This is a genomic window from Microbacterium sp. (genome assembly GCF_047972865.1).
GTDB lineage: Bacteria > Actinomycetota > Actinomycetes > Actinomycetales > Microbacteriaceae > Microbacterium.
The window spans coordinates 1-14,461 of sequence record NZ_JBKEAY010000121.1; the positions used below are offsets into that span (position 1 = coordinate 1).

14 protein-coding genes are annotated in these 14,461 nt (G+C 68.3%); 8 read left to right on the plus strand and 6 right to left on the minus strand.

The window, feature by feature from the left end; all coding sequences use genetic code 11:
• Window positions 1-127: 127 nt before the first annotated feature.
• Window positions 128-436 (plus strand): sulfate permease, encoded by a 309-nt coding sequence (locus ACK5KK_RS07570; RefSeq protein ID WP_416889478.1) that lies wholly within the window; start codon window positions 128-130, stop codon window positions 434-436.
• Between the two features lie 2 nt (window positions 437-438).
• Here the strand turns inward: ACK5KK_RS07570 and ACK5KK_RS07575 are convergent, their stop codons facing one another.
• Complete coding sequence (locus ACK5KK_RS07575; protein WP_416889479.1) at window positions 439-786, minus strand: hypothetical protein; 348 nt, start codon at window positions 784-786, stop codon at window positions 439-441.
• 213 nt (window positions 787-999) lie between these two features.
• Window positions 1,000-1,449, minus strand: coding sequence for a hypothetical protein (locus ACK5KK_RS07580; protein WP_416889480.1), 450 nt, complete (start codon window positions 1,447-1,449; stop codon window positions 1,000-1,002).
• Window positions 1,450-1,830: 381 nt separating this feature from the next.
• Here ACK5KK_RS07580 and ACK5KK_RS07585 point away from each other — a divergent pair, with 381 nt between their 5' ends.
• The 4 genes from ACK5KK_RS07585 to ACK5KK_RS07600 are packed head-to-tail and all read left to right on the plus strand — an operon-like array spanning window position 1,831 to window position 7,021.
• On the plus strand, window positions 1,831-3,282 hold the full coding sequence (locus tag ACK5KK_RS07585; protein ID WP_416889481.1) for an APC family permease: 1,452 nt from the start codon (window positions 1,831-1,833) through the stop codon (window positions 3,280-3,282).
• Window position 3,283: 1 nt separating this feature from the next.
• Window positions 3,284-4,600 carry a glutamine synthetase gene (locus ACK5KK_RS07590; RefSeq protein ID WP_416889482.1) on the plus strand — a complete coding sequence of 439 codons (1,317 nt, stop codon included), beginning with the start codon at window positions 3,284-3,286 and terminating at the stop codon, window positions 4,598-4,600.
• Entirely contained in the window at window positions 4,590-5,804 is a 1,215-nt protein-coding gene (locus tag ACK5KK_RS07595) for an amidohydrolase family protein (protein WP_416889483.1), read from the plus strand. Before ACK5KK_RS07590 ends, ACK5KK_RS07595 begins: the two co-directional genes overlap by 11 nt.
• Window positions 5,801-7,021 (plus strand): M20 metallopeptidase family protein, encoded by a 1,221-nt coding sequence (locus ACK5KK_RS07600; RefSeq protein ID WP_416889484.1) that lies wholly within the window; start codon window positions 5,801-5,803, stop codon window positions 7,019-7,021. The genes ACK5KK_RS07595 and ACK5KK_RS07600 overlap by 4 nt, the downstream gene beginning before the upstream one ends.
• Before the next feature lie 16 nt (window positions 7,022-7,037).
• Here ACK5KK_RS07600 and ACK5KK_RS07605 read toward each other — a convergent pair whose 3' ends face one another.
• Together ACK5KK_RS07605 and ACK5KK_RS07610 are read right to left on the minus strand one after the other, a co-directional pair.
• Window positions 7,038-7,904: a MurR/RpiR family transcriptional regulator gene (locus ACK5KK_RS07605; RefSeq protein WP_416889485.1), complete on the minus strand. Its 867-nt coding sequence runs from the start codon at window positions 7,902-7,904 to the stop codon at window positions 7,038-7,040.
• A gap of 80 nt (window positions 7,905-7,984) precedes the next feature.
• Window positions 7,985-8,917, minus strand: coding sequence for a LysR family transcriptional regulator (locus tag ACK5KK_RS07610; protein ID WP_416889486.1), 933 nt, complete (start codon window positions 8,915-8,917; stop codon window positions 7,985-7,987).
• A 152-nt stretch (window positions 8,918-9,069) separates the two neighbouring features.
• Here ACK5KK_RS07610 and ACK5KK_RS07615 point away from each other — a divergent pair, with 152 nt between their 5' ends.
• Window positions 9,070-10,428 (plus strand): aminomethyl transferase family protein, encoded by a 1,359-nt coding sequence (locus ACK5KK_RS07615; protein ID WP_416889487.1) that lies wholly within the window; start codon window positions 9,070-9,072, stop codon window positions 10,426-10,428.
• Window positions 10,429-10,560: 132 nt separating this feature from the next.
• Here the strand turns inward: ACK5KK_RS07615 and ACK5KK_RS07620 are convergent, their stop codons facing one another.
• Window positions 10,561-11,118 carry a hypothetical protein gene (locus ACK5KK_RS07620; protein ID WP_416889488.1) on the minus strand — a complete coding sequence of 186 codons (558 nt, stop codon included), beginning with the start codon at window positions 11,116-11,118 and terminating at the stop codon, window positions 10,561-10,563.
• 136 nt (window positions 11,119-11,254) lie between these two features.
• Between ACK5KK_RS07620 and ACK5KK_RS07625 the strand changes: the two genes are divergently transcribed.
• Entirely contained in the window at window positions 11,255-12,601 is a 1,347-nt protein-coding gene (locus ACK5KK_RS07625) for an MATE family efflux transporter (protein ID WP_416889489.1), read from the plus strand.
• Here the strand turns inward: ACK5KK_RS07625 and ACK5KK_RS07630 are convergent.
• Window positions 12,586-13,341: an SDR family NAD(P)-dependent oxidoreductase gene (locus tag ACK5KK_RS07630; protein ID WP_416889490.1), complete on the minus strand. Its 756-nt coding sequence runs from the start codon at window positions 13,339-13,341 to the stop codon at window positions 12,586-12,588. The genes ACK5KK_RS07625 and ACK5KK_RS07630 overlap by 16 nt on opposite strands.
• 189 nt (window positions 13,342-13,530) lie before the next feature.
• On the opposite strand from ACK5KK_RS07630, the gene msrA reads away from it, so the two are divergent.
• The gene (gene msrA, locus ACK5KK_RS07635; RefSeq protein ID WP_416889491.1) at window positions 13,531-14,079 is read left to right on the plus strand and encodes a peptide-methionine (S)-S-oxide reductase MsrA; all 549 of its coding nucleotides are present in this window, start codon (window positions 13,531-13,533) and stop codon (window positions 14,077-14,079) included.
• The last annotated feature ends 382 nt before the right edge of the window (window positions 14,080-14,461 follow it).

The window sequence follows — 14,461 nt, forward strand, 5'->3', positions numbered from 1 at the left end:
GACCCCCGACTACCATCAGAAACCAGCCCCAACCGGGGCACCACAATGAGGAAGACAAGCCTCTAACAAACCCGGGGCGCAACACTGGACGCTCAGCGTTCGCACCCGCGACTACCTGCACTGCTACATGCCGAGCAACCGCCTGCTCGCTGCCATCCGCACCCGCCGCGGACTCAAGTGGGGGATACCCGCGATGCTGGTCGCGCTTCCGTACATCCTGATCGCCAGCATCTGCTCTGGCTCGGCAGCCGACGGCGGCCCCGGTTGGCTCCACCTCATCGTGCTGTGGCCATGCTGGAACGCGCTCAAGTTCATCATCATGGGACCCGTGAGCGTCGCTCTGCTCATCCGTGCGCGCCTGCGCGAGGCTCCGGTCCGTCGTCACCAGCGCCACGGCGTCGAGGCGAGCCTGCGTGAGCCAGTCCTTCGTGTCTAGGCTCAACCGCCCACGGCAGTGGATGCCGTGATGCGAGAACCACAGCGCCCACCAGGCCGGATCACGACGCCGTGCGAAGCGAGCGCTCGCCGGACAGCCTGAGGTCCCGCCCCAACCTTCACGCCGACCTCTACCAGCGTCAATCCGCTGAGGTAGAGGTCGGCTGCTTCGTGGATGCGGGAGGAATCGAACCGTCCACGGCGGATCGTCACCTCCCGCCGAGTGAGGTGGGTGGCGACCGTGCGGCGGTTCACTCCGAACACGGAAGCCAGCTCCACGAGCGTTGCGCCCTCGCGGTACTGCGCCACCAGATCGTCGACCTGCTCCGGGCGAAGGAGGGTTTGAGCCATCCCAAGTGATCGCACCACTCGCCCCCTTGAGTCGGAAACGGTAGGCTCAGAGGAGCGCTGGTCGTGGTCGTAGAAGCCCCGTGACCTGCGCAAAGACAAGGTTTTCAGGTGTGGGCAGGGGTTCTCAAACTCTCGACGGAGGTCCACAATTGAAGACGTGCGAGAACTCCTGACCTCAGTTGATGCAGGTCTGGTGTGAAAGCTGCGAAGGGCTCAGTGAGTCGGATCGTCGCGCTTTCGTCTGAGTCGGGTCCACCCGTGGGCGGCAGCGATCGCGTCCACGTCGTTCTCGAAGGCGTCGACGTCGAGGTGCGGAATCCTCTTCGTGCGCATGATGTCGAATGAACGCACCGCGACGTCGTAGAGGATGCGGTATTGCTCAGCGGGGTCCTTCTCCCGACGCGCGCGACGCCAGGCCTCGTGGTCGACGAACAGGCGCAGGTCGAGTTCTCGCTTCTGTCGCTTGTACAGCGTGCGTTCTCTCCCACGCTCCTCCGGTGCGTTCTCGCGCTGGAAGACGAACATGAGAAACCAGAGGTCGATGCCGTCACCGTAGTCTTCGTCGGCGAGGCCATCGTTGAGGATCTTGTCCATCCTCATGTAGAACGCAGGTGCGTCCTTTCCTTCACCCAAGGACTGGATGCCGGTGAAGAACACCCGCATGTCACGCCGCCTCGTCGAAGTTCTCGGTCACAATGGACGGCTTCGAAGAAGCGGAAAGATCGTCATCGGTTTGTCGTCGAAGGAGTCGCATCCATTCCAGATCCTAGCCGCTTGTCGGCTGCGCTGATCGGGAGGGCCGGTTGGCGCAGGCAGGTGGAGCCTCGTCGCCTGCGTCACCGACATGACCGGGCGGGCGTCGCAGGACACACCCAGCCCCGAAAGCAGGCAGGCGTGCCCGCGGTTGGTGGCTTGACAAATAGCATGGGTGTCTGAAACATTCAGACCACAGGTGTGTCAGAGTTCCTTTGATGCATGATTTGTTTCACTCCGTGTTTCACACCGTGAGCGTCACTGCAGACGTTCGACGAGAGGCTCCCCCCGATGACTTCACCGACGACCGCGCATGGCGGCCATGACCACGATGCGGCGCTGTCGCCGCGCAAGACCCTGCGACTGTGGGAAGTCGTCGCCATCTCGATCGGCTTCATGGGCCCCGTCATGGCGATGTCGCTCAACGGCATCGGAGTGGCGGGGCTGGTCGGCTCTTCGGTGCCGTTCACGTTCGTCGTGTCGTTCGCCGGCACCCTCCTGGTCGCCTACGCCTTCATCCGGCTGACGCGCTACATCACCCACGCCGGCTCGGTGTACGCGCTCGCCGGCTCGACCCTCGGTCCGCGCGCCGGCTTCTTCGGCGGATTCGCGCTTCTGGGCACATACCTGTTCTTCGCGGTCTGCATCGCCGGCGCGTGCGGCGTGTTCTTCGAGGCGATGATGGCCGAGCTGGGCGTGGCCCTCCCGGCGTGGACGTGGATCATCGTCCCCGTCATCGTGTCGGCCTTCGTCCTGCTGCTCAACGTGCGCGAGTCCACCGTCACGGCGCGCACCCTGCTCGGCATCGGATTCATCGGCATCGCGGCGATGGTCATCCTGTCGATCGTCATCATCGTCCGCGTCGCGGTCGGCGACGCGCCCGTATCCACCGGAGTCGACTTCGCGGTGCTGCTGCCAGGTGACGCACCCCTCAGCGCCGTGATGACGGCAGCCGTCTTCGGGTTCCTCTCGTGGGCCGGCTTCGAATCCGGCACCTCACTCGGGGAGGAGACCCGCAACCCGAAACGGGTCGTACCGATCGCGCTGCTGCTGGCGGTGGTCGTCGCCGGCGTCATCTACGTGCTGGTGATGTTCGCGCAGACCATCGGATTCGGAACCGATGAGGCGGGCGTCGCCGCCTTTGCCGGGTCATCGTCCACGCTCACCTCGCTTGCATCGACCTACGTGGGTCAGTGGTTCGCCGTACTCATCGCCGTCTTCGCGTTCCTCGTGGCGTTTGCGTCACTGCTGAGCTCGACGGCCGCCGCTGCCCGGCTGCTGTTCGCCCTGGCCCGGGACGGATTCGGGCCGAAGTCCTTCGCCCGCACCAGCCCCGCCACCGGCGTTCCCGTGCACAGCACCGTCTTCGTCGTGCTGTTCACCGTCGTGCTCGCCGTCGGCTTCGGTGTCTTCGGCGCCACGAGCGTCGATGTCTACTACTGGTTCGCGACGATCGCCGTGCTGTGCATGGTGGTCGCCTACGGGATGACGTCGGTCGGCGTCATCCGGTACACGTTCCGCCCCGCCTCGACCATCCCCAAGTGGGAGGTGGTCATCCCGGTGCTCGGGTTGGCCTTCCTCGTCTACGTGTACGTCATCCAGATCGCCGGCCAGGAACCCCCATACACGTTCTTCCCGTGGATCGCGGGAGCGTGGTGCCTCGTGGGCCTGGTGATCGTATGGCTCCGGCCGAGACTCGCCGACCGCATCGGGTCGCGGCTCACGATGGAAGACTTGGATTGACATGACCCCGGAGCAGGTACCTGCCGACCTCGACGAACTGATCTTCATCGCCACAACCGACATCGCGGCCCGTACCAAGGGTCGGGCGATGCGGCGGGCCGACTTCGACGAACGCAGCTCGCTCGGCTGGGTCCCCGCCAACCTGGGCATCGGCTCGCTCGGGCACATCGTCACCGACATCCCGTACGGCTCCACCGGCGACCTACGACTCAAACCCGATCTGACCTCGCTCGCACGCGTCGACGGCATCCCCGGCCGGCCTCCGCTGAACATTGTGTTCGCCGACCTCGTGAACACCGACGGTACCCCGTGGGAAAGCTGCCCGCGTACGTTCCTGCGCGACGCGGTCGAGCAGTTGCGCAGCGAGTTCGGCCTCACGGTGCGCAGTTCGTTCGAGCACGAATTCGTGGATGTCAGCGCCACCGGCGATCATCACCCGTTCTCGCTGCAGGCGTTCCGTCGTGCTGAACCGATCGGTTCGCAACTGATGACCGTGTTGCACCGCGCCGGGCTCGAACCGGAGAACTGGCTGCCCGAGTACGGAAGACACCAGTACGAGATCACCGTCGCGCCCACCGACCCGCTGAATGCCGCCGACCGCGCCATCCTGGTGCGCGACATCGTCTACGACATCTTCGAGGCGCACGATCGGGAGGCGTCGTTCGCGCCCGTCGTGTCGCCGGGAGAGACCGGTAACGGCGTGCACGTGCACTTCGGGCTCGACGACCTCGCCGGAGACACCCTCGTGTTCGATCCGTCGCGACCCGGGCGCCTCTCCGAACTGGCCGGCAGCTTCGCGGCCGGCATCGTCCGGCACGGCCCCGCGATGGCGGCCCTGATGGCGCCGCTGGCGACCAGCTACCTGCGACTTGCGCCGCACAACTGGTCGTCGGCCTGTTCCTTCCTCGGCCTGCAGAACCGCGAGGCGCTGCTGCGGATCTGTCCCACCAACGAGCTCGACGGACGCGACCCGCGCCGTCAGCTGCACTTCGAGTTCCGCGGCGGCGACATCGGCGCCAACCCGTGGATCCTCCTCGGGATGATCCTTCGCGCCGGGATGCAGGGGCTGCGGGAACAGCTGACCACCCCGGAGATCGTCGTCGGCGAGCTCGATCTCGACGGTCGGCACGCCGGCCTGGCGAAGCTGCCGCGCAATCTCGAGGAGGCCCTCGACGTCATGAAACGGGACGCGGTCGTCACCGGCTGGTTCTCGCCCGCGTTCCTCGCGACCTACGAGGCGATCAAACGCGACGAGTTCGCATCGGTGCAGGCGCGCTCATTGACCGAACAGTGCGAGGTGTACACGCGTGTCTACTAGCCCTGCCGACACGGGGACGACGGGAGTGCTCGAGGGCGTCCCCCTCCTCGATCACCATTGCCACGGCGTGACGACCGCCGACCTGGACCGGTCGGACTTCGAGTCGCTGCTCACCGAGTCGGATTGGCCCGCCCCGGAGGGCACCACCCACCTCGACTCGCAGGTCGGTTTCGCGGTGCGGCGTCACTGTGCCCCGGTGCTGGATCTGGCGCCCTTCGCCACCGCGGACCAGTATCTGCGGCGACGCTGCGACCTCGGTGGAAAGGACGTCAGCGAGAGACTGCTACGGGCCAGCGGCATGAGCGACCTGTTCATCGAGACCGGTCATCGCGCCGACGAGATCCTCGACCCGGTCGGCATGGCCGCGGCATCTGGTGCCCGGGTGTTCGAGATCGTCCGCCTGGAGCGCCTCGCGGAGGAACTCGTCGGGAGCGGATGCGGCCCCGCAGACTTCCGCGCCGCGTACGACCGGCTGCTCGACGACCGGCTGCGCACCGCCGTCGGCGTCAAGTCGATCGCCGCGTACCGCGTCGGCCTGGACGTCGTCACCGAGCGCCCCGATCCCGCGCGAGTCGACGAGGCCGTGGCCGCCTGGCGGGCGGACGTGGCCGGCGGCGCCCCGGTGCGCTTGGCTGATGCGACGATCATCGGTCACCTGCTGTGGGCGGCGGTCGACCGAGGCTGTGCCATTCAGTTCCACATCGGTTACGGCGACGCCGACGTCGACCTGCACCGATGCAATCCGTTGCTGCTCACCGAGTTCCTGCGCGCGTCACGCGTCTCGGGCGCGCGGGTCTTCCTGCTGCACTGCTATCCGTTCCACCGTGAGGCAGGCTACCTCGCGCACGTCTTCCCGCACGTGTACCTCGACGTGGGCCTCGCGATCAACTACACCGGTTCACGTTCCGACGAGGTGATCGCTGAGAGCCTCGAACTGGCGCCGTTCCACAAGCTGCTCTTCTCCTCCGACGCGTTCGGCGCCGCCGAACTCTTCTACCTGGGCGCGTTGCTGTTCCGTCGAGGGCTCGATCGTGCGCTGGCGACTTTCGCCGACCGTGACGGGTGGCCGGCGAGCGAGTGCCGCCGGGTCGCCGAGATGGTCGCGTGGCGCAACGCCCGCCGCGCCTACCGTCTCGACGACGCCCGTGTCGCCCCGGCGGCGGCTGCGGCGACATCCGGCCCGCTCTCCGACGGGCCGCGATGAGCGGACCCCGTGCGCGCCTGGCCGATCTCGCCGGGTGCTGGAGCGCCGCCCTGGAACGCGAGCTGTCCGCCGCCGTCGCGCTGCGCCACGACCTGCACCGCGCCCCGTGCCTGTCGGGTGCCGAGCACCCGGCACGCGACCGCATCGCCGCCGCGCTGGGGGATGCCGTGGCCCTCGAGCCGGTCGCCGACTCCGGCGGCGTGGGGCGGTTGGGGCCGGAACGGGGACGGGCGGTCGCGGTGCGCGCCGAATTGGATGCCCTGCCACTGACCGAACGGACCGGTGCGGCCTGCTCGGCTACCAACGGCGCCATGCACGCGTGCGGCCACGACGTGCACCAGGCTGCGCTGGTCGCCCTGGTGCGGGCCGCCGCCGGGCTCGACCTGCCCGTGGGTCTCGTGCCCGTGCTGCAACCGCGCGAGGAGAGCTACCCTTCGGGTGCGCGCGACATCGTCGCGGCGGGAGCCCTGTCGCGGTTCGGGGTGGCGCACATGATCGGAGCGCATGTGCACCCCGGGGTGGCCGTGTCGGCGGTCGCTGCCGGTGCCGGGTTCGTCAACGCCGCCGCCGATGAGATCGAGATCCGGCTGCAGGGCCGCGGCGGGCACGGCGCGTACCCGCACACGGCATCCGACACGGTCGCTGCGGTTGCGCAGATCGCGATGGCGCTGCCCGAGGTCGTGCGCCGCGCGGTCAGCCCGCTGTCGCCCGCGCTCCTGAGCATCGGCACTCTCACTGCCGGCGACGGCGCGGCCAACGTGCTGCCCGCTCATGCGAGGATCCTCGCCACGATGCGTACGACCGACCCGGAGGATCGGATCCGCCTGTTCCACGCCGTCCGGCAGCTGGCCGACGGCGTGGCCGCCGGGTTCGGAACGGTCGCCGAGGTGACGATCTGTGAGGGGGAACCCGCGCTGATCAACGATTCGGGCCTCGCGGAGGGGGCGGATGCCTGGCTCGCCCGGCTCGGTGTCGACCGGGCCGAACCCATGCGCTCGCTGGGCGCCGACGACTTCTCGTACTTCGGCGCGGCGGTGCCGTCGCTCATGATGTTCGTCGGCGTCGAAACGGAAGGCGCCGCCGACCCCGTCGACCGGCCGAGCCTGCACGATCCCCGCTTCTTCCCGTCCGACGCCTCCGTCGCGGCCGTGGCGCGTGCGCTGCTGGTGGGCTACCTCGCCGCCGCCGAGGCGATCGTCGACGCCGACGGAGCCTGACTGCGGCCTGCCTTGGCTACACGGCGGGCCGATGCGGGTGCATTGCCTCTAGCTGCTCCAGTCGTACTCGGCCGGCTGCGCCCAGGCGGTCGGTCACCCCGGCGACCACGGTCTCGACGACGGCCAGCGCCGGCACCAGGGAGTCGAACGGCGACGGCGCCTCGACGTGGGCCGGGAGCACGGTCGCGGCGACATCGGCGGCGGGGGAGAGCCAGCGGTCGGTGAACAGCGCCACTTCGGCGCCGCGCGAGGCCGCTTCGCGGGCGAGATGGACGGTCTGCGCGTCGTAGCGGCGGAAGTCGAAGACGACGAACACGTCGTCGCGGCCGGCGTCGTGCACGGCGGTCTGCCGGGCGAACTCGTCCCCGCTGAGCACCTGGGTGCCCGCCCGGAGAAGATGCAGGTGTGCCCCGAGATAGTCGGCGAGAACGCGGCTGAACCGTCCCCCCACCAGGCGCACCCGCCGGCGCGGATCGGTCAGCAGGGTCACGGTGCGGTCGAATTCACCGCGCGGGAGCTCGGCCAGCGAGGCGGCCACCGCGGTGGAGAACGACCCCGCCGCGTGTGCCAGGTAACCGTCGCCGACGGCGAGACCGGTGCGGCCGTACTGCTCAAGCGGCGATCCCATCCGCTCGTGCACCTCCCGCATGAGCCGCTTCTGGAACTCGGGGTAGCCGCCGAAACCGAGCCGGCTGACGAACCGTGTCACCGACGCCGGACTGACCGCCGCCCGTTCGGCCAGTTCGGCGACGGTCTCCAGGCCCGCGATGGGATAGTCCGACAGCAGGGCCCGGGCGACCTTCCGGTCGACCGAACTGGCCGCGTCGAGAGACGCACGCACCAGGTCATTGACCGGACGCAACTCGTCGCCCTCGGCTGTCATCGTGTCTCCTGTTCGGCGCGCGGCACGGATGCCCCGATTGTGCCACGGTCCCGGCGGTACCTGGCGGCGAGGCCCGCCGCTCACATCGGATCGGCCGATCCTGCCCGGATCGCCGTGAAGGCTCCCGGGTCGCCGCTGATCTGGCCGGCGACCGCGTCGAAGAACCACTCGAGGGCGGCCGGCTGCTGGGTCGTGTTGCGCCGGTAGAGCCGCAGCTGGGCCGCCGGCAGCTCGAACGGCGGACGGGCCGTCGCGAGTGACCAGGTGGCCGCCCAGCCGTCCGCGAGCGTCTCGGGCAGCACCGCGACCAGGTCGTCATCGGCGGTCAGCAGCGACGGCACCGAGGCGAAGTGCTGCACGCTGAGGGTCGGGGCGACCATTCCCTCGACGCGCTGGTGCGCGGCATCGAGCAGATCGACGCTGGAATCGCTCGCCACCCGCACCCGCCGCGCACGACAGTAGGCGGCCTGGTCGATCGATCCGCCCGCGAACCGATGCCGCGGCGACATCGCCAGGGTGTAGCCCTCGTGTTTGACGACGCGGAAGGGCAGTTCGTGCCCCAGCTGCGCCGAAGTGACCGCCGCGTCGATCGACCCGCGGGTGAGGTCGTCGACGAGTGTGGCTGAGCGCAGCGCCACCACGTCGAGGTGCGCGGCGGGAGCGAGAGTGCGCAGCATCGCGGCGATCACCGGCAGCCAGCCGATCTCGCCGAGCTCTGACAGCGCGATGCGGAACGTGGTGGTCGTGGTCGCCGGGTCGAACTCGCGCACCGCGTCGAGCGTGCGATCGATCGTGGCCACGACGCTCCGGAAGTCCGGGTAGACCGCCTCGGACAGCGGCGTGGGCACCATCGTCTTGCCGGCACGCACGAACAGGGCATCGTCCAATCCGGTGCGCAGCCGGCCCAGCGCCTGGCTGACGGCCGACTGCGAGACGTGCAGTCGTGCCGCGGCGACGGTGAGACTGCGCGCCTCATAGATCGCGACGAACACGCGCGTCAGGTTCATGTCCATGCGAGTCGCTCCTTTCTCGGCCCGGCGCCCGATAAGCACGGCGAAGGTCCGCGTGAGCAATCGTGGCCCGAGATCGGGTGCATCGGCAACCGCGTGCTCGGTAGCCTCGCTTGCGGGGCACACCCCCACCCCAGGGAGCAAAGGAGTTCACCATGGCTGAGACACTCGCCGCCGCCATCGACCGGGTCGGCAGCGCCGTCGACCTGCTGCGCAACGCTCAGGCGCGACCGACGATCTTCCCGGTCACCGCCGAGTTCAGCAACTGGCGCTCGGAGCAGCTGTCCTGGCGCCGCAGCGTCGCGCTGCTCGACCAGTCGCATCACATGACCGACCTGTTCATCACAGGACCCGACGCCCTGCGCCTGCTCAGCGACACCGGTGTGAACAGTGTGCAGAGCTTCGCCGTCGACAAGGCGAAGCAGTTCATCGCCGTCAACCACGAGGGATACCTCATCGGCGATGCGATCCTGTTCTTCCTCGCCGAGAACGAGTTCGACCTCGTGGGCCACCAGATGGTGATCGACTGGGTGCAGTTCCACGGCGAGACCGGCGACTACGACGTGACCTTCCAGCGGGACGGCAACTCGATCGTGCGGGACGGAGATCCTGCGCTGTATCGCTACGAGCTGCAGGGGCCGAACGCGCTGGCACTCATGGAGGCCGTGACGGGCGCACCGGTGCCGCCCACCAGGTTCTTCCACATGGCGACCTTCACGATCGACGGCGTCCAGGTGCGGTCGCTGCGGCACGGCATGGCCGGCCAGCCCGGGTTCGAACTGTTCGGTCCGTGGGAGCAGGGCGAGCGGGTCCGCGACGCGCTGCTCCGCCACGGCGAGAAGTTCGACTTGGTGCGGGTCGGGTCGAAGGCCTATTCGTCGGCCAACCTGGAGTCGGCGTGGGTGCCCTCGCCGCTGCCGGCGATCTTCAGCGGGCACGACACCGACCGTTACCGCCGGTGGCTTCCGGCGGCCAGCGCCGGGTCGCTCGCCGGCAGTCTCGCGTCGGAGCGGATCGAGGACTACTACGTCACGCCGTACGACCTCGGGTACGGGAGAAGCGTCGCCTTCGACCACGAGTTCATCGGTCGCGCCGCCCTCGAAGCGCACGCCGCCAACCCGCAGCGCCAGAAGGTGACGCTCGTGTGGAGCCCCGACGACGTTGCGGCGGCGCAGCGGTCGATGCTGGAACCGGGCACCCCGGCCAAGTACATCGACTTCCCCAAAGCCCGGTACGGGCTCTACCAGGTGGATCGCGTGCTGGTCGGCGGCGTGGACGTCGGCATCTCGCACGATGCCGGCTACATCACCAACGAGCAGGTGTTCGCGTCGCTGGCGAGCATCGACAACGCGCACGCCGCCCCTGGAACCCAGGTCGAGGTGGTGTGGGGTGAGGAGCCGAATTCGGCCAAGCCCGCCGTCGAGCCGCACCGGCAGGTGCGCATCCGTGCCACCGTCGAACCCGCTCCGTACTCCCGGTTCGCGCGCGAGAACTACCGCTCCGACGCGTCGTAGCCGCCCACTCCGCACACGACGGCGGCGCGTCCCCGGTGACCGGGTGCGCGCCGCCGTCCTCGCCGAGGTGACGCCAATGCGCTACGCGGTGAGGGCGTTGTGCCCCGTCGCGGGGCTGTCGTGGACTCGCGCCTACGTGCGGGGCGGTGAAGAGTCCTGACCGCCGCGCCCCGAGGCGGCGGTGGCACGGAACCATTGGATGCTCTTGACGGTCGACACAGCAGCGGGAAGCAAGATCGCAACGACAGTCAGCATGAGAGTGGACCAGGCGCCCTCACCGAATCCGTGGCCGAAACCGTCGAGCGACATCCCGATCGAGTAGACCTGGCCAACCACCGTCATCGTGATGGCGCTGACTTTTCCGGAGAGGAGGATCCCGATCAGCGGCGGAAGCACCATCAGCGTGAGGAAGATGGCGAGCTGCCAGGATTCTCCCGAATTGTGCTCCGCGACGGACGCGTAGAAGTCGAGGTGGTCGGCGTGCTCCGCACCGTCTGCGTGCTCGGCGCCGTGGTCATGGTCGTGGTCCTGGTCCTGTCCATTGGACAGCAGAGCCACCTGACCGATCGCGCTGTACAGGTGCAGCAGGTGAAACGTCGTGGTTCCGATCGCCGTGACGACCCATCCGATCACCGCGTGCGTGCGGAGCGTTGCCGCATCCTTGGGGGCGGTTGCCTGCATTGTTGACATCGGCGGGTGCCTATCTACTATTGAGAAGTGCTATCAATAGCCGTCGACGCTAGCAGTTTCCAAGGGACATTCAGCCAGACGTGCCGAGTCACTTCTTCATCCGCCGCGCCGTGACGAGCGCGGGGGAGGAACACCGATGACCGTGGCCGTTGGGGCGCCCTTTCGGACCGTGCGGGAGTTGTGGCCGATCGCCTGGCCGGTGATCCTGTCTGGACTGGTCGCCTTGTTCATCAACGGCAATGATGCGTTTCTGCTGGTCGGTTCCTCCGACAAGGTTCTCGCCTCTGCTGTGGCCGCTTCCGCGGTGCAGTTCGTCGCCGCCATGGTGGTGACCGGTCTGGTGGGGTCGAGTCAGGTACTGATCTCCCGTGCGATCGGCTCCGGCCGCCGTGACAGAGCAGCGCGACGTGCGGATGCCGGATTGTGGCTGGGTATGTGGGGTGGGACCGGTGCGGGCGTTCTTCTCGTGTTCGCGGGCCCGGTCCTGCTGTGGCTTCTGTCTGGACCCGCGATCGACGGCGACTTCGCCCGGGCCTACCTCACGGTGACCGTGGCGGCCTTGCCTTTCGTAGGTCTTGGCTCGGCGCTCCGGGCACGGCTCGCCGGACTCGCACAGGCGCGGGGGTTGCTGTTCGCATCGATCGCCGCGGCCGCTGTAGACGTGGCGGTTGCCGTTGTCCTGAACCACATGATCGGTCCGTTCGGCGTCGCCATCGGCACCGTCGCCGGCTCAATCGCCAATGCGCTGGTGCTCGCGTGGTTCGCTGTGCGTCGGCTCCCTGCGCCGACCGGCGTGCGGGCGCCGCGTGCCACCGCTGTTTTCGGGGTGAGCAGAGGCGACTTGCGGGATCTGCTCGCCCTCGGTTGGCCGGAGGCGATCTTGTACGGCGCGAGTTCCGGGGCCGCCGTCGTCGTGGCCTGGCTGCTGTCGGACGGGCCCGCTGCGGACCTGGCTGCGTCCCGGATCCTCGAACTGACCACCAGCTCGATCGCGTGGATCGTGCTGACGGGCATCGGCACGGCCGCGACGACCCTTCTCGGCCGCTCTCTCGGCGGTGGGGACCTGCCCGCCTTCCGACGCATCCTGCGGCACACGCTCATAGTGACTCTCAGCGTCGCGGCCGGGATCGTCGTGCTCGGACTCTTGCTCTACATCCCGATCCTCGGGCTGTTCGCACCGTCCAGCGTGCGGGAAGCCTCCGTGCCCGTGGTGTGGCTCGCCTTCGCGCAAGTGCCCCTGATGGCGTTACACGTTCCGGTGACCGCCGCCGTGCGCGCCATGAAGGACACCCGCACGCCGATGATCGCCAGCCTGATCGCTGAGTATGCCGTGTTCCTCCCGCTGGGCTGGGTCCTGACGCGCGTCATCGTCCTCGGCCTGACCGGCGTGTTCATCGCCCACGTGGTGTTCTGGGTGGTGAGCGTGCTGATCGTCGGCATCCGCCTCATCGGACGGATCCGCACGCCTCACACGCTGGTGTAGCCGCCGTCGACGAGGTAGTAGCCGCCGGTGCAGAAGCTCGCGTCGCCCGACAGCAGGAAGCAGGTCAGCGATGCCACCTCTTCGGCGGTGCCCAGGCGCCCCAGCGGATGCTTGGAGACGAGGTACTGCACCATCTCGTCGGTGAGGTGGGCGTCCAGCAGCGGCGTCTTGATGTAGCCGGGGCCGACCGAGTTGATGCGCAGCCCGTCGGGGCCGTACTCGGCGGCGGCGTTCTTGGTCATCCCGACGACCGCGTGCTTGCTGGTCGTGTAGGCGTCGCTGCCGAGAGCAGCAACCGATCCGTGGATGGACGCCATGTTCACGATGGCGCTGTTGGCGGCATCCTTCAGCATTTCGGGGATCTCGTACTTCATGCCGTAGAAGACGCCGTTCAGGTTCAGGTCGATGACCTTCTTCCAGTCGTCCAGTTCGACGTCGGCGAGGTTCGCCTGTGCGCCGCCGATGCCCGCATTGTTGACGGCGAGATTGAGCTTGCCGTAGGTGTCGACCGTGAAGCGCACGGCCGCTTCGTTGCCTTCCGCGGTGCTGACGTCGCCGACGACTGCCGCGGCGGTCCCGCCGGTGGCGGTGATCTCCCCGACGACGCGTTGCGCGGCATCCGCGCTGATATCGCTGACGACGACGCTTGCGCCCTCTGCTGCCAGCCGCTTCGCGATGGCTTCTCCGATCCCGCTTCCGCCGCCGGTGACCAGTGCGACCTTGCCCTCGAAACGTGCCATGTCCGTCCTTCCCGACTCTCGTACCGCGTCGCGACCGCGCCACGGCCTCGTGTTTCACTCTATGCATAGTGATGCATGTGCGGAAGGGGTGCCAGCGGGACCACAACCCGGCGAGCCGATGTTGTGTCTGTTGTCGGCTCGAAGGATGCCGCTGAGGCCACCGGCACAGACAACGAGGAGAATGAGACCATGACCACCGACACCGGATCCATCACGAACATCCCCGGCGCCGAGACCGCGGTGCTTGCGGGCGGCTGCTTCTGGGGTATGGAGGAGCTCATCCGTCAGCAGCCGGGCGTGCTGCGGACGCGAGTCGGCTACACTGGCGGAGCCAACGACCACGCGACCTACCGCAACCATCCCGGCCACGCCGAGGCGGTGGAGATCGTCTTCGACCCGTCGCAGACGACGTACCGCGACATCCTGTCGTTCTTCTTCCAGATCCACGATCCGTCGACGCTCAACCGCCAGGGCAACGACACCGGCACGAGCTATCGCTCGGCGATCTTCCCGACCTCATCCGAGCAGGATGCCGTCGCACGGGGGACCATCGCCGATGTCGATGCGTCCGGGCTGTGGCCCGGCCCCGCCGTCACGACGATCGAGGCATCCGGTCCGTTTTGGGAGGCCGAGCCCGAGCATCAGGACTACCTGCAGCGCATCCCGAACGGTTACACCTGCCACTTCGTGCGACCCGGCTGGGTGTTGCCCGCCCGCGGCGAGGCTGCGTCAGCCTGATGGGGCGGTCGAGCGCCGCGCGGCGCCCGCGCGGTCGGTGTGCACAACGTCGCAACACCGGTGTGCGCGGCTCGTGGATCGGGCCCTTCGGGTCCGCGCCGGCGCAGATTCGCGATGTTGTGCGCGGCTGCCCGCCGTGACCGGCGGTATCACCGGTGGCCGCGGCGCCTCCTCCCATGTGCGTCGGTGCTGTGCCGGGGCCGCCGAATGGCGCAACACAAGGAGGACACGATGGCTGACCGCATCACACACGATGAGATTGCGCAGCGCTTCGCAGATTCAGGGGCGATCGACTTCAACGCCGCAGGCAAGTTCTTCGCCGAGATCGGGCCGGTGCTCGCTCAGCAGGACGACGGGCTGCACGGCGTGCTGGTCGGGCGCT

Coding starts and splice junctions, on each gene's coding strand:
- ACK5KK_RS07610 (WP_416889486.1), bottom strand. CDS start 8,917: ATGGACATGAACCTGACGCGCGTGTTCGTCGCGATCTATGAGGCGCGC.
- msrA (WP_416889491.1), top strand. CDS start 13,531: ATGACCACCGACACCGGATCCATCACGAACATCCCCGGCGCCGAGACC.
- ACK5KK_RS07605 (WP_416889485.1), bottom strand. CDS start 7,904: ATGACAGCCGAGGGCGACGAGTTGCGTCCGGTCAATGACCTGGTGCGT.
- ACK5KK_RS07620 (WP_416889488.1), bottom strand. CDS start 11,118: ATGTCAACAATGCAGGCAACCGCCCCCAAGGATGCGGCAACGCTCCGC.
- ACK5KK_RS07590 (WP_416889482.1), top strand. CDS start 3,284: ATGACCCCGGAGCAGGTACCTGCCGACCTCGACGAACTGATCTTCATC.
- ACK5KK_RS07580 (WP_416889480.1), bottom strand. CDS start 1,449: ATGCGGGTGTTCTTCACCGGCATCCAGTCCTTGGGTGAAGGAAAGGAC.
- ACK5KK_RS07615 (WP_416889487.1), top strand. CDS start 9,070: ATGGCTGAGACACTCGCCGCCGCCATCGACCGGGTCGGCAGCGCCGTC.
- ACK5KK_RS07630 (WP_416889490.1), bottom strand. CDS start 13,341: ATGGCACGTTTCGAGGGCAAGGTCGCACTGGTCACCGGCGGCGGAAGC.
- ACK5KK_RS07570 (WP_416889478.1), top strand. CDS start 128: ATGCCGAGCAACCGCCTGCTCGCTGCCATCCGCACCCGCCGCGGACTC.
- ACK5KK_RS07600 (WP_416889484.1), top strand. CDS start 5,801: ATGAGCGGACCCCGTGCGCGCCTGGCCGATCTCGCCGGGTGCTGGAGC.
- ACK5KK_RS07585 (WP_416889481.1), top strand. CDS start 1,831: ATGACTTCACCGACGACCGCGCATGGCGGCCATGACCACGATGCGGCG.
- ACK5KK_RS07625 (WP_416889489.1), top strand. CDS start 11,255: ATGACCGTGGCCGTTGGGGCGCCCTTTCGGACCGTGCGGGAGTTGTGG.
- ACK5KK_RS07575 (WP_416889479.1), bottom strand. CDS start 786: ATGGCTCAAACCCTCCTTCGCCCGGAGCAGGTCGACGATCTGGTGGCG.